This is a genomic window from Phyllobacterium sp. P30BS-XVII, assembly GCF_014138335.1.
In the GTDB taxonomy this organism is placed as follows: Bacteria; Pseudomonadota; Alphaproteobacteria; order Rhizobiales; family Rhizobiaceae; genus Phyllobacterium; species Phyllobacterium meliloti.
On record NZ_JACGXO010000001.1, the window covers coordinates 72077 to 90784 of the forward strand.

At 55.5% G+C, this 18708-nt stretch carries 17 protein-coding genes and 1 other RNA gene; 6 read left to right on the forward strand and 12 right to left on the reverse strand.

From position 1 onward, the window contains the following. Positions 1-258 precede the first annotated feature (258 nt). Positions 259-1185, forward strand: a complete 927-nt coding sequence (locus FHW17_RS00335; RefSeq protein WP_112528713.1) for a transglutaminase family protein — start codon at positions 259-261, stop codon at positions 1183-1185. Between the two features lie 212 nt (positions 1186-1397). Beyond that, a complete protein-coding gene (locus FHW17_RS00340) occupies positions 1398-1664 on the forward strand; it encodes a hypothetical protein (protein WP_112528711.1) in 267 nt (88 codons plus the stop codon). Between the two features lie 303 nt (positions 1665-1967). On the opposite strand, the gene FHW17_RS00345 is transcribed toward FHW17_RS00340, so the two are convergent. The 5 genes from FHW17_RS00345 to ilvD form a co-directional block, all read right to left on the reverse strand. Beyond that, positions 1968-3080 (reverse strand): ABC transporter substrate-binding protein, encoded by a 1113-nt coding sequence (locus tag FHW17_RS00345; protein ID WP_182509386.1) that lies wholly within the window; start codon positions 3078-3080, stop codon positions 1968-1970. 20 nt (positions 3081-3100) lie between these two features. After that, on the reverse strand, positions 3101-4264 hold the full coding sequence (locus FHW17_RS00350) for a CaiB/BaiF CoA-transferase family protein (RefSeq protein WP_182508978.1): 1164 nt from the start codon (positions 4262-4264) through the stop codon (positions 3101-3103). After that, a complete protein-coding gene (locus tag FHW17_RS00355) occupies positions 4264-4815 on the reverse strand; it encodes a MaoC family dehydratase (protein ID WP_182508979.1) in 552 nt (183 codons plus the stop codon). Before FHW17_RS00355 ends, FHW17_RS00350 begins: the two co-directional genes overlap by 1 nt. Positions 4816-5031: 216 nt before the next feature. After that, a complete protein-coding gene (locus FHW17_RS00360; protein WP_182508980.1) occupies positions 5032-6030 on the reverse strand; it encodes a glutathione S-transferase family protein in 999 nt (332 codons plus the stop codon). 93 nt (positions 6031-6123) lie between these two features. After that, positions 6124-7797 carry a dihydroxy-acid dehydratase gene (ilvD, locus tag FHW17_RS00365; RefSeq protein ID WP_182508981.1) on the reverse strand — a complete coding sequence of 558 codons (1674 nt, stop codon included), beginning with the start codon at positions 7795-7797 and terminating at the stop codon, positions 6124-6126. Positions 7798-7923: 126 nt separating this feature from the next. Here ilvD and FHW17_RS00370 point away from each other — a divergent pair, with 126 nt between their 5' ends. Further along, entirely contained in the window at positions 7924-8832 is a 909-nt protein-coding gene (locus FHW17_RS00370; protein WP_182508982.1) for a LysR family transcriptional regulator, read from the forward strand. Here FHW17_RS00370 and FHW17_RS00375 read toward each other — a convergent pair. From FHW17_RS00375 to ffs, 5 genes are all read right to left on the reverse strand, one after another. Further along, on the reverse strand, positions 8816-10051 hold the full coding sequence (locus FHW17_RS00375; protein ID WP_182509387.1) for a lytic murein transglycosylase: 1236 nt from the start codon (positions 10049-10051) through the stop codon (positions 8816-8818). The two genes, FHW17_RS00370 and FHW17_RS00375, sit on opposite strands and share 17 nt — an antisense overlap. A 24-nt stretch (positions 10052-10075) precedes the next feature. After that, on the reverse strand, positions 10076-10681 hold the full coding sequence (gene recR / locus FHW17_RS00380; protein WP_112528699.1) for a recombination mediator RecR: 606 nt from the start codon (positions 10679-10681) through the stop codon (positions 10076-10078). 431 nt (positions 10682-11112) lie between these two features. After that, positions 11113-11436 carry a YbaB/EbfC family nucleoid-associated protein gene (locus FHW17_RS00385; protein ID WP_112528697.1) on the reverse strand — a complete coding sequence of 108 codons (324 nt, stop codon included), beginning with the start codon at positions 11434-11436 and terminating at the stop codon, positions 11113-11115. Positions 11437-11454: 18 nt separating this feature from the next. Then, complete coding sequence (locus tag FHW17_RS00390) at positions 11455-13317, reverse strand: DNA polymerase III subunit gamma/tau (protein ID WP_182509388.1); 1863 nt, start codon at positions 13315-13317, stop codon at positions 11455-11457. A 72-nt stretch (positions 13318-13389) separates the two neighbouring features. After that, an RNA gene (ffs, locus tag FHW17_RS00395) (signal recognition particle sRNA small type) lies at positions 13390-13486 on the reverse strand. Between the two features lie 69 nt (positions 13487-13555). On the opposite strand from ffs, the gene FHW17_RS00400 reads away from it, so the two are divergent. Both FHW17_RS00400 and nudC read left to right on the forward strand, forming a co-directional pair. Next, positions 13556-13960, forward strand: coding sequence for an HIT family protein (locus FHW17_RS00400; RefSeq protein ID WP_091880083.1), 405 nt, complete (start codon positions 13556-13558; stop codon positions 13958-13960). A gap of 52 nt (positions 13961-14012) precedes the next feature. Then, on the forward strand, positions 14013-14957 hold the full coding sequence (nudC, locus tag FHW17_RS00405) for an NAD(+) diphosphatase (protein ID WP_182508983.1): 945 nt from the start codon (positions 14013-14015) through the stop codon (positions 14955-14957). A 1183-nt stretch (positions 14958-16140) separates the two neighbouring features. On the opposite strand, the gene FHW17_RS00410 is transcribed toward nudC, so the two are convergent. Continuing rightward, positions 16141-17001, reverse strand: coding sequence for a prephenate dehydratase (locus FHW17_RS00410; protein ID WP_182508984.1), 861 nt, complete (start codon positions 16999-17001; stop codon positions 16141-16143). A 2-nt stretch (positions 17002-17003) separates the two neighbouring features. Further along, positions 17004-17744, reverse strand: coding sequence for a 3-deoxy-manno-octulosonate cytidylyltransferase (locus FHW17_RS00415; RefSeq protein WP_113095007.1), 741 nt, complete (start codon positions 17742-17744; stop codon positions 17004-17006). Positions 17745-17922: 178 nt separating this feature from the next. On the opposite strand from FHW17_RS00415, the gene FHW17_RS00420 reads away from it, so the two are divergent. Continuing rightward, positions 17923-18558, forward strand: a complete 636-nt coding sequence (locus FHW17_RS00420; protein ID WP_182508985.1) for a cytochrome c family protein — start codon at positions 17923-17925, stop codon at positions 18556-18558. The last annotated feature ends 150 nt before the right edge of the window (positions 18559-18708 follow it).

The window sequence follows — 18708 nt, forward strand, 5'->3', positions numbered from 1 at the left end:
CCGACGCGTGCCAAACACCTCAAAAGCCTATGTTTCTGCACCCGCCTATCACCCTTCCAGCAATGCTTGGGCCTGCTGAGATAACGGGCCGAGGCGGCATTCGTTTCAAATTTTACAATCTTATGGTCAACAAAGACTGAAGAGCCTTCCGGCGCGGGTTTGAGCAAAGCCATTTGCATTTATCGACAATTTTATTGGGCATGGCAGGAACTCAAACTCCTTTCTCGCGTTCCATTCAAAACCCCAAAAGGATGCGCCATGTTGATCCGTGTCGGATATGAAATTGCTATCAAGTGCAACGAACCAACGCCGATGACGACCTATCTCAATCTGGAGGCGGGACGCGTTTCCGACATTGTTTGCGAGAGGGGCCCGTCAGCGTCGCCTACGGTTAAACTCGAGAATTTTCACGACCTTTTCGGCAATAGCTGCCTGCGTCTTCTGGCTCCGGCGGGCAATCTTTCATTGAAATATGATGCGGTAGTAGAGGATGACGGACTGCCTGATCCCATTGACGAAAACGCACGGGAGCTAACCGTCGACAAGCTGCCGACCGAGTGTCTCGCCTTCCTGTCCGCCAGCCGCTATTGCGAAACGGATGAGCTGAGCAATCTGGCATGGAGCCTGTTCGGCAATGTCAAGCCAGGCTGGTCGCGGGTTCAGGCCATCTGCGATTACGTCAACCAGCGGCTGACTTTCAGCTATGGTTTTGCCCGTGCCACGCGGACTGCCGCACAGGCTCATGAGGAGCGCGTTGGCGTATGCCGGGATTTCGCGCATCTGGCTGTTGCTTTCTGCCGTTGCATGAATATCCCAGCGCGCTACGTCAATGGATATATGGGTGATATCGGCATTCCTGCCGATCCCGCCCCGATGGATTTCAACGCGTGGTTCGAGGTCTATCTCGGAGATCAGTGGCACACATTCGACGCCCGCCACAACACGCGGCGTATCGGACGCATTGTCGTGGCGCGCGGACGCGATGCGGCTGATATTCCGCTCATCCACACATTCGGGCCGCACGAGCTGACAAACTTCAAGGTCTGGACCTTTGAGGAGACTGATCCGTCTTTTTCCAACCGGCAATTCGAAAAAATATCTCTGGTGACACCATGGTTCAGTCAGCGGTGGTCCCGTCTTTCCCGGCATATTCAGGCAAGAACGGATGCTGAAAGCAGTTTGTAGCGATGGCTCGAATCACCCATCCATAAAAGGGCAAAGCCGGCTCATATTCCTTGTCCGGATTTGCCATATTCCGATAGGTACGTCGGCAGTTTGCACTGCGGTAAGTGCTTTCAGAGCAGCAAGAAATCGTTTCGAATTGCCATGCCACATTTGAGCGACTAGCCTTTTCCTGTCGCGGGATTTTCATTCGATTCAGGGAAGGAATACTCCCCATGTCTTTCGCAAATCCACCGGAAACGACCTATTCGCAGGATGATTGGGACCTGATGCAGGCGGCCTATGACAAGGCGGCAGCAACGCTCCTCGTGAAATCTAGCACGAACGAGGAAGCGAAAATCATCGCCGAAACCGTTATGACCGCATTCAATCGCGGCAATCGCAGTGTGAATTCACTTGCTGCTCTGGCTGTCATCACGGCCGTCAACGCCCACCCGGCTGTCAATGGAGCGGATGCTGAACCTGAGAAACGCTATGCGTGATTGGCCTGTTTGATGATGGTCTATCGGGCATCACAACTTTGACTTTCATTCTGGTTTGCGGCAAAGCAGAGTTGTTGTCGTAATCTTGGGATTAAAGAATGAAGTACGTGGCGGTTGTAACTCTTTTATCAAGCCTGGCTTTGAGTGCTTGTGGATCGACCTATGCAAGCTGGACCCCGCGCTCGTCCGAGATAACAGATTCAAGCCCTACAGAGTGTCAGCGTGGTATTGGTGTTTGTCCGGGACGTTATGGTCGCGGTGAACAAATGCGCCACGGCAGAGACGGGTAAACGCGAAGTCCGTTTATTGACTAAAACCAAGCCGGAATTGAGCATTCAGATCGTCAATGACGCTTCCGGTGTTCTGCCAGCTCTGCAACCCCTGATTGATCCTATCCGATGCTGATTGCTGAAACGCCATATAGCCATTGTGACGTGGACGCACCCAGGCAGCCTCAAGCGTCATGCGTGTTGCTACATAGAAATCTGACGTGGCAGCGTTGACCGCTTCATCTTCCCATGCATCAGCATGTCCGGGCTGGCCGCCAGTCTCCGCATAAGGGCCACGTTGTATATCGCCGCTGGCTATCCAGTAGGCAAAATCAATGGCCTCCGCGCGATGCCCGGAAAATGCAGAGACGGCAATACCTGTTCCACCAAGTGCTGACCCGATCGGGCCATTTTCACCCACAGCAGGAATATCGGCAAAAGCAACGAGATTGGGCCGGAAGCCTTTGATCGCATAATTGACGTAGCCATAAATCAGGGGCGCGCAGGCGATCTGTGATCCGCTCTCAGCCATTCGTTCAAGCACAGCAATCGGGTCCATCTCAAAACAGGCTGGATCAACAAGCGCACTGATCTCGCGCATCATTTCCAGAACACGCATACCATGCTCCCGATTGATCAATTCGGCCGATGCCGTTGCGCAGGGAGTGCCGAGATTTCCGCACAGAGTATAGAACGTCATGAGGGAATGCGGTGGCCTGAGCGGAAGAAGAACCCTGCCCTCTTTGGCAAAGACCAACATCTCGTCCCAAGTTTTTGGTGATTGCTTCAGAAGATCGGGCCGCCACGCACAGACCTGCGTTGCCGTATCAACGGGAAAGGCCCATTGATGACCTTGCCAATGATAACTCGGATAGGATTGCCCTACGCTGCCTTTACTTAGGCCTTCGCGTTCAATCGCCCGACCGGGAACATCGAGCGGAGCAAGACAATGCTCAGCCGTGATCTGCCCGACATGCGGATGATCAATCACGATCAGATCGTAGCTGCGCGCCAGTTCCTCCACGGGAAACGATTCAAAATCCTGAAGCGAACGCTTATCCCATTCGATGGCAACTCCGGTCTTCTCAAACCAAAGTCTGGAACAGGCAACCATGGGATCGTAGCCACGCGGGTGGCTCCACGTCATCCCCTTCAATGTGATCTTACTCACAGGCCGAACTCCCTGCGGATCGCCTCGCTATGTTCGCCGATCCGCGGCGCTGCCCGGTCGGACTTTGCCCGTTTGCCGTTGACCCGGATGGGCGAGCGCGTGGTGAGAATGGAGACATCGTCCTCCCGTTCGACAGTCTGCAGCATGTCGAGAACCTTGAAACCCTCACTCGCCATCAGTTCTTCCCAGTTCAGTACTTTCGCGCACCAGATATCGGCAGGCTCAAGTATAGCAAGCCAGTGATCCGTATCCTCAGTCGCCAGCTTATTGGCGATGATCCGCTTGATTTCATCACGGGCGGTAAACCAGCTGGCGGGTGTATCGCGATAAGGCGCGAGTTCATCCAGTCCCAGAAGGTCGGCAAGTTTCGGCAGGGGTGTCATGGCAAGGGCAAGGTAATTGTCCTTGGTCGGATAGACGCCATAAGGTGCCGAGAGATAGGCATGGGCGCTGCGGAAATCCGAGCGCTTGGGCAGACGGCGGCCATCATTGAGATGCGTGGTCAGCACTTCGAACTGGAAATCGATAAGCGACTCCAGCAGGCTTGTTTCAATATGACTGCCGGTGCCGCTGATGCCACGTCTTACCAGTGCAGCCAGAATACCCTGAACCGTTGCCGCACCCGCAAGCATATCGGCCACAGCAAGCCCGAACGGTACTGGCCCCTGACTTTCATCGCCATTCAGCCACATCAGGCCTGATCGCGATTGCGCCAGCAAATCCTGACCCGGACGCCCGACCCACGGACCCTCCTCGCCATAGCCGCTAATACCGGCATAGACGAGACGCGGGTTGATCGCCTTAACAGCTTCATAATCGAGGCCCAGACGCTTTATGACACCGGGACGGAAGTTCTGAATGAGAACATCAGCTTTCCCGAGAAGTGTCCGTAATGAGGCGAGATCGCTTTCGCTTTTCAGATCGATCGCCAGACTTTCCTTGGCGCGGTTGATCGCGTGGAAAATGGTCGAGTCGCCGCCGATTTCCGTATCGCTCAGATAAAGCCTGCGGGAAAGATCGCCCCCATCGGGTCGCTCGATCTTGATAACCCGCGCGCCCAGATCCATCAGGCGCAGCGACGCATAGGGCCCTGACAGGAACTGGCTCATATCAACGACGAGCAGGCCGGCAAGCGGCAGATCAGCATTATCCGTGGTCATTATTTCTCGGTCTTTCCAATAAAATCGGTGGGGTTCTGGTATTTCACCGTTTGCAGATGCTCACAGTAGAGAACGAGTTCGCCCTCGTTCTTGAACACCTCGTAGCTGGCGCGGATCAGGCCCAATTCCTTGTAGCGCGGGCGCTTATCCAGATTGGTGCGGATTGTATAAATCGTGTCATTCAGAAAGACCGGCTTAATGAACCGCAGCTTGTCATAGCCATAGGAAAAAGCATTGACGCAATTGGTTGCGACGAGTCCGAGACCAGCGGAAAAGACAAAGGCCCCGGCAACGAGCCGCCTGCCGAAAATGCCCTCGCTTTCCGCAAACATCTGGTCCTGCACATAGGGGTGGATGTCAGTGACCAGTGTATTGAAGAGATGGCTGTCGCTTTCGGAAATCGTCCGGCGCAGCGAGCGGATTTTTTGCCCAACGGGCCAATCCTCATAGAACCAGTTTTCGGCATTCCAGACCGGCAGTGCCGCATGGTCGGCTGGCATGTTCTTTGGCTGTGTCGAGGACACGCCGACTGTGGGCGCAAAATCACTCACAGCTGCACCTTGAAGCACATTTCAGGCTTTCAGGAATGGACTGGCGTCCCATAGTGCGATCCTCCTCAATCTTCTTTTGTGAATAATATTTTCACATATGGGTATTTCTGACAAGCCATAAATGAAGAGAAAAAGCTGCTGCAATGCAAAAAGCCCGATGAGCGGACATTTGGTCCAGCCATCGGGCTTTTGGTTCAGAACGGTGGAATTCGACGCTTAGCGCAGGACGATGCCTTTGCCGGTCAGGCGCTCCCGGTCATGCGGCCGATCAAAGTCGATCATTGGCCCAGCCGGGACGATGCCGGTCGGATTGACCGAGGCGATGGAATAATAGCCTGTCTTGATGTGATCGATCTTCACTGTCTCGCGGACATTTTCAAACTGATAGAGTTCGCGCAGATAATTGGATAATTGGTGATAATCTTCCAACCTACGGATGTTGCATTTAAAGACGCCATTATAAGCAGCATCAAACCGGACCAGTGTCACAAACAGACGCCAATCCGCCTCGGTTAAATATTGCCCTGCCAGATAGCGATGATCGGCGAGATGTGCTTCCACACGATCAAGCGCGGCAAAGACATCCCTCACCGCTTCGTCGTAGCTTTCTTGTGTCTTGGCAAACCCGGCACGGTAAACGCCATTGTTGATATCGTCATAGATAAGCGCGTTCCACCGTTCGATCTCCGGCTGCAGCCTCTCCGGATAGAAATCCCTGCGATCACCGGTCAGCCCATCGAATGCGGAATTCAGGATACGGATGATATCAGCCGACTCATTGTTGACGATCTGCCCCTCCTGACGATCCCAAAGCACTGGAACAGAAACCTTGCCTGTGTAAGTGGGCAGGCCAGCCGTATAGAGTTGGTGCAGGTAATGGATCGGCGGTGCCTTTGACCCCGCATCGACAAGATTGGTGTATGTCCAGCCATTTTCCCCGAGGGCAGGCTCAGCCACGGCAATGCCGATGATGTTTTCCAGCCCCTTGAGGTGGCGAAAGATCAGCGTGCGGGATGCCCAGGGGCAGAGGTAGGATACAAAAAGCTGATAACGACCGGCCTCTGCCTTGAATGTGGGAGTACCCTCTTTGTCGAGCACGCCATCTGGCGTAATCCAGTTGCGAAACCGGGTCGGCTCGCGATGGAATGCCCCATCCTTCATCTCACTGGCGGCAACGTCACCTTTGATCCACTGTCCATTCACGAGGGCTGGCATATGCTTATTTCCTGACGATTTCGATTGCGCGTCAGGATCGCATTTCATGGGCGGCATTCATACCGCCCATGCTTTTGACAGACTGTTCTCAATCTAACCCGTGACAGCACCTTCGCTGGCGGATTTGGTGAGTTTGGCAAATTTTGCCAGAACGCCGCGCGTGTAGCGGGGCGCGGGCTGCTGCCAAGCCTTGCGGCGCTCGGCGAGTTCCGCATCGCTCACTTCGAGTTGCAGAAGCTGCTTGTGCGCATCAATGGTGATCATATCGCCTTCCTTGATCAGCGCTATCGCACCACCCTCGAAAGCCTCCGGCGTGACGTGGCCGACGACCATGCCCCAGGTGCCGCCGGAAAACCGGCCATCGGTGATCAGCCCGACGCTCTCACCAAGACCACGCCCGATAATCGCCGATGTCGGAGCCAGCATCTCGGGCATTCCGGGACCGCCCTTGGGTCCAAGATAACGCAGGACAACCACATCACCGGGCCTGATCTTGTCCGACAGAATGGCATCCATCGCCGATTGCTCGTCATCAAACACCCGTGCCGGGCCCTGAATAACAGGGTTCTTCAGACCGGTAATCTTGGCGACAGCACCCTCTGTTGCCAGATTACCCCGGAGGATCGCCAGATGCCCTTCCTTATAGAGCGCCTTGTCGATGGTCCGGATGATATTCTGATCAGCAGGCGGCGCATCTGGAACGTGGGCCAGTTCCTCGGCGATGGTGCGGCCTGTGATTGTCAGGCAATCACCATGCAGCAGCCCGGCATTGAGCAGGATTTTCAAAACCTGCGGAATGCCGCCAACCTGATGCAGATCAACAGCCATATATTGGCCTGATGGCCGAAGATTGCAGATAACCGGCACCTTGCGGCGGACGCGTTCGAAATCATCCAGCGTCCATTCGACCTCAGCCGCATGGGCAATGGCGAGGAAATGCAGAACGCCATTGGTTGAGCCACCTGTCGCCATGATCAGCGACACGGCATTCTCGATGGATTTGCGGGTGATGATATCGCGCGGGCGGATACCCCGGCGTACCGCCTCCACCAGAACGCGGGCGGACTCCGCGGTGCTGTCAACTTTTTCGCCATCCGGATTGGCCATGGTCGATGACGACATCAGGGACATACCCAACGCCTCGAACGAGGAACTCATCGTATTGGCCGTATACATGCCGCCGCAGGAGCCGGTGGAAGGACAAGCATGCCGCTCAATGCCTTCAAAATCTTCCTGACTCATTTTTCCAGCCATGAAAGACCCGACCGCTTCAAAGGATGAAACGATGGAAAGGTCTTTGCCCTTCCATTTACCCGGCTTGATCGTGCCGCCATAAACATAGATTGCGGGAACATTGCTGCGGGCAATGGCGATCATACCACCCGGCATATTCTTGTCGCAGCCGCCAAGCACCAGAACACCATCCATCCACTGACCGTTGACGCAGGTTTCGATGCAATCGGCGATAACTTCGCGGGAGATCAGCGAATATTTCATGCCTTCCGTACCCATTGCCATGCCGTCGGAAATGGTGGGTGTGCCAAAGATTTGCGGATTGCCGCCCGCTGCCTTAACCGCAGCAACTGCCGCATCAGCCAATGGCTGCAATCCGGCATTGCATGGCGTGATGGTCGAATGGCCGTTGGCAATGCCGATCATCGGCTTGTCAAAATCCGCCTTCTCATAACCCAGCGCATAATACATGGCGCGGTTGGGCGAGCGCGCTACGCCCTGCGTGATATGTTTCGACCGTTCATTGGCTGCCATGGCTGTTCCTCCACAAGGACATTTTGGTTCGAAGATCCGATTGCCTTTTGTTTAGAGCGTTTCCAAACAAGTGTGAAATATATAATTCATGCTTGATTAGGTCGTTTTCCATATTACAAACGCGATATGGATCTGCGTCAGCTACGCTACTTTATCACTGTTGCCGAGGAACTGCATTTCGGCCGGGCTGCCGCACGACTGAACATGACCCAACCGCCCCTCAGCCAGACTATTCTCGCACTCGAAGAAGAAATCGGTGTGGAACTGTTTGCACGCACCAAGCGCAGTGTTGTGCTGACACCAGCAGGTGCGCAATGGCTTGATCATGTGCAAAAAATTCTGGATGACGCGGCAGCATTGCCCAGCATCGCCCGGCAACTCGCGCAGGGAACATCCGGCACACTGAAGCTCAGCTTCGTCAGCACCGCCGATTACAGTCTGCTGCCAACGCTGCTCGGCCTCTACAAAGCCGATTATCCCGATGTGCAAATCACATTGCAGGAGGCAACGAGCGATCTCCAGATCGAAACATTGTTGCAGGGCGATATTCATGCAGGTCTGATCATTCCGCCGCAGGCGACGCTTCACGCCTCACTGTCCTATCTGCCGCTGCTTCAGGAAGAGCTGGTGGCCGCCGTACCGGAGCAATGGTTGCTATCAGGAAGATTGAAAAGCCTGAATGGCAAACTGGACATTGCCACAGCCTTGTCGGAGGCCCTGATTATCTTTCCTCGCCGCAGCGCGCCAGCCTTTCACGATGTGATCACCGGCTATTATACGGCAAATGGCGCCGCTCCACTTATTGGGCAGGAAGCGATCCAGATGCAAACGATGATCAGCCTTGTCTCGGCTAGAATGGGGATCGCGCTGGTGCCGGCATCACTGCAAAATCTTGGCCGCACCGGTGTGCGCTATCTGAAACTATCCGGCGAGCCGCCTGTGATTGAAACCGGGCTGATCTGGCGCAGGGATGATCCATCCCCTACCCTGAACCATCTGGTGGCTATCGCTGGGAAAATCAGCGAATTGCCTTGACCAGATCCTTATCCGGAAAGCAGGTCGCGGGCAGCCCCTGCTTCGCCTGCCAATCACCAATGGAGCGTCTTGTCTTGAAGCCCGGGAAACCGTCGGCGCCACCGGCATCATAGCCCTTTTTCTCCAGCGCTTTCTGCAGGCTGGCAATATCCGAACGGTAAAGCCCGCCCACATCACCCCAGCCAACCGAGAAGCCATTGGCGCCATTGGCAATGCGATCACCCACATGGCCGATGAAGAGCGCATAAAGATCGCTCATATTGTATTCTTTGATGACATAGAAATTCTTGGTTACGACAAAAGCCGGTCCATGCCTTCCCGCAGGCATCAGCAGAAAGCCTTCGCGATTTGTTTCGCTTGACGGAAACGACTTGCCGTTGACGCGGGTAATGCCGAGCTTGGACCAAGCGGCGAAAGGCTTGCCCTGATCCGGTCCTTCCAGCGCGCAGCTGACAGTTTGCGGAACATTGACTTCATAGCCCCAGTCCCGCCCACGCTGCCAGCCATACTGTGCCAGATAATGGCCGATGGAACCAAGTGTATCGGGAACCGAATTCCAGATGTCGCGCTTGCCGTCCCCGTCAAAATCCACCGCATGCTGGAGATAGGACGTCGGCATGAATTGCGGTTGCCCGAGCGCGCCAGCCCATGAACTCTTCATGGCGCTCACGCCGATATAACCTTTTTCGACAATCTGCAGTGCTGCGATCAATTCCTTGCGGAACATGTCCTTGCGCGTGGCCAAAAAAGCCTTTGTCCCGAGCACGGTAACGGCATTATAGGGAATCTTGACGCTGCCATAGCCGCTTTCGCGACCCCAGATCGCCAGAACAATGGGACCCGGCACGCCATATTTGTTTTCAACGGCTTTGAGGATTTGCGCATATTGCCCGGCTCTTGCCGTACCGCCTGACGTGACCGCACCAACCGTCTTGTCATTGAAATATTTACCGGGCGAGCCGAATTCCGATTGCTTCTGTTCCTTCGGCGTCTGCGGCTTTTCACCGGGCATGACCAGATCGGGCAGATCGAAATTGAGTGTGACGCCCGAAAAGGCCTGATCGAAGACCGCTTTGGATATCCCTTGCGCCTTCGCTTCCGGCCATAGATCATTGGCAAGCCACATCCGGAATTGCGCTTCGATTTCAGGCTTGGAAGCGGCAAAACCCGCTGTTGCATAGAGAAGTATGGCTATCACCGCCCCAAGGACTGATTTCATCGGGCGTTTGATCAAAGTCTTCTCCTATAACGTCGTCCGTGCGCGCAGGGCCGCCGTCAGCGTACCCTCATCCAGATAATCCAGTTCGCCGCCGACAGGCACCCCATGGGCAAGCCGCGTGATGCGCACATCAAAGTCGGCAAGCTGGTCCGTGATATAATGGGCTGTTGTCTGCCCCTCAACCGTCGCATTAACGGCGAGAATAACCTCTTTGATCTCGCCTTCCGCCACACGGCTGACGAGGCTTGCAATGTTGAGATCATCAGGGCCGACACCATCCAGCGGCGACAGGCGGCCGCCAAGCACATGGTAGCGGACATTCATGGAACCGGCGCGTTCAAGCGCCCAAAGATCGGAAACATCCTCGACCACGATCAGCGTAGCCCGTTCCCGGCGCGGATCGGTGCAGATCATGCAGGGATCAGACGTATCGACATTGCCGCATGTGGAACAGATACGAACCTTTTCCGCCGCATCCTGCATGGCGGAACCCAGCGGGATAAGCAGTGCTTCTTTTTTCTTGATCAGATGCAGCGCCGCCCGGCGTGCCGAACGCGGTCCAAGCCCCGGCACTTTGGCCAGAAGCTGGATCAGGCGTTCAATTTCAGGACCGGCGATTCGTTTCGACATATCGACGGTTTAAAGCAAATTCGGCTTGTAGGGAATCGCAGACGCAACCTGAGCGAAAAGTGGCCGAAATTTCACAACCCTGCATTCGTTGCCGATAGCCGCGAACCAAGTAATCATCACCGCAAGCGTTGAAAGACGCAATGGTTCGAAGGCGAAGCAGCAGCACCGCGCCAGCCGGTGCATCGGGAGAATGGGCTACCCGACTGTAGCAACAGCCTTGCCTTTGAACTTGGAGGTGAAACTATGCGGAGATTCCCGTTTAGTATCACGTTTATTATGAAGAAAACCCGGACGAGCTGGTCATGGACCGTCCGGGTTCAATTCGCTAGATAAACAAGAGAGAGGTGGGCGAAAGCTCGCCTCTCACTCCAAGCTCAATATAGACCAAGCTCTGATCATTTCCAATAAACTTGTGATTGTACCGAAAACAATCAGAACGGCAGCTTGAATCCGGGCGGGATAGGCAGGCCAGCAGTGAGCGCCTGAGTCTTCTCCGCCATAACAGCCTCGACCTTCGCCTTCGCCTCATTATGGGCAGCGATGATCAGGTCCTCAAGAATCTCGACATCATCTTCCTTGAACAGGGACGGGTCGATTTTGAGCGAGGTCAACGCTCCCTTGCCTGACAGCTTCACCGTGACGAGACCGCCGCCCGAATGTCCTTCGGCTTCAAGCGCTGCGATTTCTTCCTGCATGGCGGCCATCTTGCCCTGCATTTCCTTGGCCTGTTTCATCATGCCCATAATGTCACGCATGGGAAAAACTCCTTTTGATCAATCGTCTTCTTCGACGGGTGCCAGCGTATCATCGCCAAGACCTGTCCCGTCCATTGCATCCGGATCGCCATTGGCCTGCCCGGCAGGCGTCGCAATCCGCACATTGATAATCTTGGCACCGGGAAACCGCGAAAGGATCGCTGCCACATCCGGATCGGCACGGGCATCGCTGAGCATGGAATCGCGCCGCGCCGTTTCAGTTTCGTTGATCGTTTGCGCACCCTGCTCGCGTGACAAGGACACCATCCAGCGCGCGCCAGTCCATGCGGTCAGTTTTTGCGACAGATCCGTGATCAGGGTTTTTGGCGCATCATCGGTCAGATTGATCTCAAGCCTGCCCGGCTTGATGCTGACGAGCCGGACGCAATTCTTGACCAGAATCTTGAACTGCATATTGCGCTCTTTTTCCGCGAGCGCGATGATATCGGCGATGCTGTTTACCGGAACCGATGGAGCCTGTTCTTCAACCACAGGCTGCGCTTGCACAACGGGCTCCGGTTGTGCCGTCGGCTCAACCAGCCGCATGGTGGCACCGCCGCCTGAACTTACGGTGTTGCGGGCAGGTGCTACCGCATCCGCTGGTGCCGAACGGCCCAAAGCCTGTCCACCACCATTACCGGGACGCGGGCCATCGCTTCGCGGCGATTGGCCAGATGGAGACGCACCGTTTTCCAGCGATTTCAGCGCTTCATCCAATGTCGGCAGATCGGCGGCATGGGTCAGCCGGATCAACAGCATTTCGGCGGCCTGCACCGGACGGTTGGATGCATCCACCTCGGCAATGCCTTTCAGCAGCATCTGCCATGTGCGGGAAAGCACGCGGATGGAAAGTTTTTCCGCATAGTCCCTGCCGCGTACCCGTTCGTCTTCCGACAGCGAAATATCGTCAGCCACATCAGGGGTGAAACGAATGCGCGTCACCAGATGATTGAAGTCGGCAAGATCGGAAAGCACAACACTTGGATCGGCCCCGACATCATATTGCGCACGGAACTCACGCAGGGCGGAGGCCACATCGCCGCGCATCAGCATTTCAAACAGATCGATGATACGGGCGCGATCGGCAAGACCCAGCATGGAACGCACGGTGTCCGCATCGACATTGCCCGCACCATGGGCAATCGCCTGATCGAAGATCGAGAGAGAATCACGCGCCGAGCCTTCGCCAGCACGGGCAATCATCGCCAGCGATGCCGCATCAACCGTGATGCTTTCCTTGTCCGCAATCTTCTTCAACAAACCAGTCAGCATGTTCGCATCAATGCGGCGCAGGTCGAAACGCTGGCAACGCGACAGAACAGTGATCGGAACTTTACGGATTTCGGTCGTGGCAAAGATGAATTTGACGTGGGGTGGCGGCTCTTCCAATGTTTTCAGCAGACCGTTGAAAGCCTGATTGGACAGCATATGCACTTCGTCGATGATATAGACTTTGTAGCGGGCCGAAACCGGGCGGTAGCGCACCTGCTCAATAATCTCTCTGATATCATCAATACCCGTATGCGAGGCGGCGTCCATCTCGATCACATCGACATGGCGGCCTTCCATGATCGCCTGACAATGTTCACCGGGAACAGACAGGTCGATGGTCGGTTTGTCGATCTCAGCGGTCTTGTAATTGAGTGCTCGGGCCAGAATACGCGCCGTAGTCGTCTTGCCGACCCCGCGCACGCCGGTCAGCATCCACGCTTGCGCTATACGGCCAGTCTCGAACGCATTGGTGAGCGTGCGCACCATAGGTTCCTGGCCGACCAGATCGTCGAAATTCTGCGGGCGATATTTGCGGGCGAGCACGCGATAGGCGCTATCTGCCGTTTTGGTGTCCATCCCGGTTGATTCCGCTCCTGCATTGCTCTTCATTGCGTCAGACAAGTTTGTACCGCCGCACACCGCAGCGTCAATGCCGGATAACGGCTTTGAAGAGGATAAAGGGTGGGAGGCTGGCACGGCGACCCGTGCCTGGCTCGTTGGGGCTGCTTCCTTCCGGACCTGACCCGGTTGGCGAGTGGCTCGTCCACCACCAACCTCCCGAGGCTCATATCGGCAATCTTTACGCAAAAAGCAAGCGGAACGACAAAAAAACTGCTATTTGTTGCAAATCATGACGTTCATACTCGATAGCAAACTTGCAGCTGATACAATTCCCATTGCAAGGCTGGGCCTTTGCGACCTGCGCCTGATGAATGACCGGCGCTGGCCCTGGCTTATTCTCGTGCCGCAACGGGTTGGAATCAGCGAGATTCATGACCTCACGCCGCTTGATCAGACCATGCTTGTTTTCGAGTCTGGTATAGCTGCACAGGCCCTGAAAACGGTCGCCAATTGTGAAAAGATCAATACTGGCGCACTTGGCAATATTGTGCGGCAGCTGCATTTGCATGTGATTGCCCGCAACACGGGCGATCCTGCGTGGCCCGGACCTGTCTGGGGACATGGTATTCGCGAACCCTATGGCGAAAAAGATGCAAGGGACTTTGCGAACGCTATTCTCGGGGCTATCTAATTCTTCACACCATGTGAGTCCCCATCCGGACCAGCCTTCTGGAGCTTTATCCATGCCGTTTCGCCTTTATGATGTTCCGGAAGCGGAAGCGAGCCACTTTGTCGGATTTGCCGGCAACAGGATCAACCGCCATGCGGAAAAGCGCAGCGATGACGTCGTGACGGTTGCACTGGCAGACGCAAACACACGCATGTTGCTGATTGGGCAAGGCCATGTGCTGGTGGCTCAGGGCGACGGCATCGGTAATGCTCTTTTCGGGCTTGAGGAGGCTGCGGCATTGCTGCCGAACCCGAACAAGACAATCTATTTGGGTATGCAGGACGAGACACCGGTTCTTGCGACCTTAAGCGGCATCGATCTGGCAACCTTACCCGAGACAATCAAGGCCATTGAATATCGTCCTGTTTATACGCAGGGTCTTGTCCCAGAGGATCAGGTTGGTGCCATGGCGCAGGCGGTCTCCTTGCTGACATGGCATGAGAATCATCGCTTCTGCGGGCGCTGCGGGTCGGAAACAGTGATGCGCGACGGCGGCTATCGCCGCACCTGCCCCAATTGTGACGCCCAGCATTTCCCGCGCACCGATCCCGTGGCTATCATGATGGTGGTGCGCGGCGACAAATGCCTGCTGGCGCGCGGTGCGCATTTTGGACCGGGCATGTATTCCTGCCTCGCCGGCTTTATCGAGCCCGGCGAAACCATCGAAAATGCCGTGCGGCGCGAGACGCTGGAAGAAACCAACCTGCCGATTGGCCGCGTTGTCTATCATGCGTCGCAGCCCTGGCCATTTCCCTATTCGCTGATGATTGGCTGCCATGCGGAGGCACTCTCTGACGATTACACGCTTGATACGGCGGAACTGGAAGCGGGCCGCTGGTTCACCCGCGAGGAAGTCGTTCTGATGCTTGATCGCACCCACCCGGAAGGGTTGATGACACCCCCTCCCGGCGCCATTGCCGCCCATCTCATCCGCAGCTGGGTTGAGAGCGGAACGTAGGGTTGTGGTGGTTCGTGGTTCGTGGTTCGACAAGCTCACCATGAGGGGCTTGGGTGATGCAAGGCTAATCGCAGAGACCGCACATCACCAACGTTGTACCTCACCAACGTTGCACATCGCAAAAGTTGCATAACATGACAGCCCGCAATAGTTGCAGAACTTGACTCCCTGCAACCCTCTCTCTCCGTCATCCTCAGTCCTCGGGTTTAACCCGAGGATGACCCGAGGACCATGATCGAGAAGCACGAACAATTGTAGTCGTTCCTTCCTTCCCCTTTGTCGTGGGTCCTCGGGTCAAGCCCGAGGATGACGGAGAGGGTTGAGGTGATGACGGAGAGGATTGAGATATCGGGAGCTATATTCTGCAACCTTTGCGATTGTCGTGCATCTCCACTCTCCCTCATGGTGAGCCCGTCGAACCACGCACAACAATCGCTGCAACCATTTTCAAAAAAAATCACACCAACTTATCCAACACCATCCCACCTCGCTTATTCTGATGGTGTCCTTTCCGGCGGGAATGCTCCGGAAACTTTCTGAGTTCAGGAAAGGATCGGTGATTTCACCTGCGGGGAGAACCCAGCCGCAGGGGAAAGGTATTATCTCACAAGGGTAAAACCAGTCATCGGGACGGGTGATCCGGTTGTTTTCTTGGTTGAAACAGGAAAATCTCCGGGGAACGCATGACTACACTACCAATACCAAGACTTCCGCGTTCCCCTTTGGATCGCCCGTCTTTCCCACCTTTCAATAGCCAGACGCAAAAGCGGGCGTGGTAATGGGGAGGTATGTTCTGCAACTGCAATTGGAGATGCAATCACCCCCCTCTGTCCTGTCGGACATCTCCCCCACAAGGGGGGAGATCAGCCTTCAATACCATCTTGCACAATTTGAAACGTTTCCAGTTGTGCAAATGCGTTCATGTCAATGTGATCTCCCCCCTTGTGGGGGCCGAAGGACGGGCGAGACCCGTGGCTCGCCCCGGTAGGCCGACAGCCCAGAGGGGGTAAATGCCGCCACTTCGTGGTGCGTGGTTCGTGGTGCGTTGTCCGTGGTTCGACAAGCTCACCATGAGGGAGAGTGAGGATGCAATGCCAATCACAAAGGGCGCAGAATTTAGCGCCCCTCACCCTGAGCCTGTCGAAGGGCGAGCCATAGCTATGCAGCAGAGGCCAACAGCTATCTACTCATCACTCTGCGAGCTACGGAATGTAGTATCCGCGGGATAGACACCCAGAATCCGCACTTCCTTCGAGAAGAATTCCAGCTCTTCCAGCGCCTGGGCGACATTCTTGTCGTCAGGATGTCCTTCAATATCGGCATAGAACTGCGTTGCCGTGAACTTGCCATCAATCTGATAGCTTTCCAGCTTGGTCATATTGACGCTGTTCGTGGCGAAGCCGCCCATGGCTTTATAGAGCGCGGCCGGAACGTTGCGCACGCGGAATACAAAGGTCGTCATCATGAGTTCGTCCGACTTGCGCGGGGCCCATTTCTTCGTTTTGGTCAGAACGACGAAGCGCGTCACATTGTTCTCGGTGTCCTCGACATCCTCTTCCAGAATATCGAGACCGTAGAGGCTGGAGGCAAGACGCGGCGCAAGCGCTGCCATTGTCTTGTCCTTCACATCGGAAACGAGCCGCGCTGCACCGGCTGTGTCACCGGCAATAACCGGCTTCCAGCCATTCTTGCGGATATATTTGCGGCACTGGCCCAGCGCATGGATATGGCTGTGAACCGTGACAATATCGCTGCGCTTGGTACCCGGTAGTACCATCAGCTGGAAATGAATAGGCAGAAAGTACTCGCCAACAATATGCAGGCGCGATTCCGGCAAAAGATGATGGATATCGGCCACGCGCCCGGCAATCGTGTTTTCGATCGGGATCATGGCAAGATCGGCTGCACCGCTCTCAACCGCATTGAACGCATCCTCAAAGGTCGGGCATGGCAGCGGTTCCATCTGCGGAAACATGTTCCGGCACGCCGTGTCGGAATTAGCGCCGGGTTCGCCCTGAAAGGAGATGCGGTTGGTCTTGGCCATAATCAATTGCCCTTTATGGAAGTAAGAATATCACGTGCCCGTTCGAGATCTTCAGGGGTATCGACCCCCAGTGGCACCGAATCAACGATCTCGACATCAATGCGCATGCCAGCTTCCAGCGCGCGCAATTGTTCCAGTTTTTCGCGCTGTTCCAGCGGCGAAGGCCCGAGGCCGACAAAGCGCTCCAGCGCCGCGCGGCGATAGGCATAAAGACCGATGTGATGATAAAGCGGGCCATTGCCATAAGGCGCTGTCGCGCGGGTAAAATAGAGCGCGCGCATTTTGCCTTCACCAATACCCGATCCCACGACCTTCACGACATTGGGGTTGGTCTTCTCGTCTTCCCTGATGATTTCAACACACAATGTAGCGATATCGGCGGGCCCCTGTTGCAGCGGCAAAAGGGCACGCCTGACCAGTTCAGGATCAATGGTTGGCAGATCACCCTGCACATTGACAATGGCATCGACAGTGCCATCTGGATCGAGCGCCAGCAGCGCTTCATAGATGCGGTCCGAACCGGATTCGTGGTCGCTGCGTGTCATCACAGCTTCCAGTCCGTGCGCTTCGACTGCAGCCTTCACCTCGGCACTATCGGTGGCAACAACAGCGCGGCCAAGTCCAGCGGCGAGCGCGCGTTCGGCCACATGCACGATCATCGGCTTTCCGGCAATATCGGCCAATGGCTTACCGGGAAGCCGGGTGGAGGCCATACGGGCGGGAATCAGGGTCAATGTTTTCATCGTCGCAAGTAACCTACGGTGTCAAAAAGTCTCAGGCAGAACAGCCCTTATATGTGTTGCAAGTCTTGAGCAAAAGACCTAGTTTCCGCGCGATCACGAGGGGACTCTCGTCAAGTAAATGCAGCTGTTTGCATTGACCAGATAATGAGAACCTCCGCAAGAGGAGCAATGATCGACAATGGATTCGAGCGCGTTCAACAAATATGCCATGGCGTTTCTGGCAACAGTCTTCGTTGTCATGACAGCGGGCATCCTTTCGGATTTCGTATTTGATTCACATGCGCCCGAAAAACCCGGTTTTATCATTCAGGCAGCGGAAGCTGGCGGTGAAGGCGAAGCCGGCGCACCGGCCGCTGCGGCTGCCGTGCCGATTGCAACACTGCTGGCATCTGCCGATGCGACACGCGGTGAGGCTGTTTTCAAGCGCTGCCAGGCTTGCCACACCGGCGAAAAGGGCGGAGCAAACAAGGTTGGCCCAAACCTTTGGGACATTGTTGATCGTCCAATGGCCACCCATGAAGGTTTCAGCTATTCCGGCGCCATCAAGGATTTTTCGAAAGGCGGCAAGGAGCTGTGGACATTTGACCATCTCAACCACTTCCTGACCTCGCCAAAGGCCTATATCAAGGGCACAGCCATGGGCTTTGCCGGCGACAAGAAGGACAATGAGCGCGCCGATCTGATCGCCTATCTGCGCACGCTCTCCGATAGTCCGAAACCACTTCCGGCTGCTGACGCAGCACCTGCGGGCGGCGACCAGCCAGCCGAGGGCGCAAAGCCTGCTGAAGGCGCAGCACCTGCCCCAGCGAAATAAGCCAAACAAAAGAACACTGAAAGCCGGGCCTTGTGCCCGGCTTTTTTGTATCGGGCTGATCTCGCCATCAAGACTGCGTGTTTTTTTGCTGAAGGCCTGTTCTCTGCCGCATTTTCTCTTAGACTGAACGAAAAGAGAAATTGTGGAGAC

Bases quoted from the DNA above. Each gene is read 5' to 3' on its own strand.
- FHW17_RS00390 (WP_182509388.1), bottom strand. From the start codon at position 13,317: ATGAAGAGCAATGCAGGAGCGGAATCAACCGGGATGGACACCAAAACG.
- FHW17_RS00420 (WP_182508985.1), top strand. From the start codon at position 17,923: ATGGATTCGAGCGCGTTCAACAAATATGCCATGGCGTTTCTGGCAACA.
- FHW17_RS00410 (WP_182508984.1), bottom strand. From the start codon at position 17,001: ATGGCCAAGACCAACCGCATCTCCTTTCAGGGCGAACCCGGCGCTAAT.
- FHW17_RS00340 (WP_112528711.1), top strand. From the start codon at position 1,398: ATGTCTTTCGCAAATCCACCGGAAACGACCTATTCGCAGGATGATTGG.
- FHW17_RS00335 (WP_112528713.1), top strand. From the start codon at position 259: ATGTTGATCCGTGTCGGATATGAAATTGCTATCAAGTGCAACGAACCA.
- ilvD (WP_182508981.1), bottom strand. From the start codon at position 7,797: ATGGCAGCCAATGAACGGTCGAAACATATCACGCAGGGCGTAGCGCGC.
- nudC (WP_182508983.1), top strand. From the start codon at position 14,013: ATGCCGTTTCGCCTTTATGATGTTCCGGAAGCGGAAGCGAGCCACTTT.
- recR (WP_112528699.1), bottom strand. From the start codon at position 10,681: ATGTCGAAACGAATCGCCGGTCCTGAAATTGAACGCCTGATCCAGCTT.
- FHW17_RS00360 (WP_182508980.1), bottom strand. From the start codon at position 6,030: ATGCCAGCCCTCGTGAATGGACAGTGGATCAAAGGTGACGTTGCCGCC.
- FHW17_RS00385 (WP_112528697.1), bottom strand. From the start codon at position 11,436: ATGCGTGACATTATGGGCATGATGAAACAGGCCAAGGAAATGCAGGGC.
- FHW17_RS00370 (WP_182508982.1), top strand. From the start codon at position 7,924: ATGGATCTGCGTCAGCTACGCTACTTTATCACTGTTGCCGAGGAACTG.
- FHW17_RS00350 (WP_182508978.1), bottom strand. From the start codon at position 4,264: ATGACCACGGATAATGCTGATCTGCCGCTTGCCGGCCTGCTCGTCGTT.
- FHW17_RS00345 (WP_182509386.1), bottom strand. From the start codon at position 3,080: ATGACGTGGAGCCACCCGCGTGGCTACGATCCCATGGTTGCCTGTTCC.
- FHW17_RS00375 (WP_182509387.1), bottom strand. From the start codon at position 10,051: ATGAAATCAGTCCTTGGGGCGGTGATAGCCATACTTCTCTATGCAACA.
- FHW17_RS00415 (WP_113095007.1), bottom strand. From the start codon at position 17,744: ATGAAAACATTGACCCTGATTCCCGCCCGTATGGCCTCCACCCGGCTT.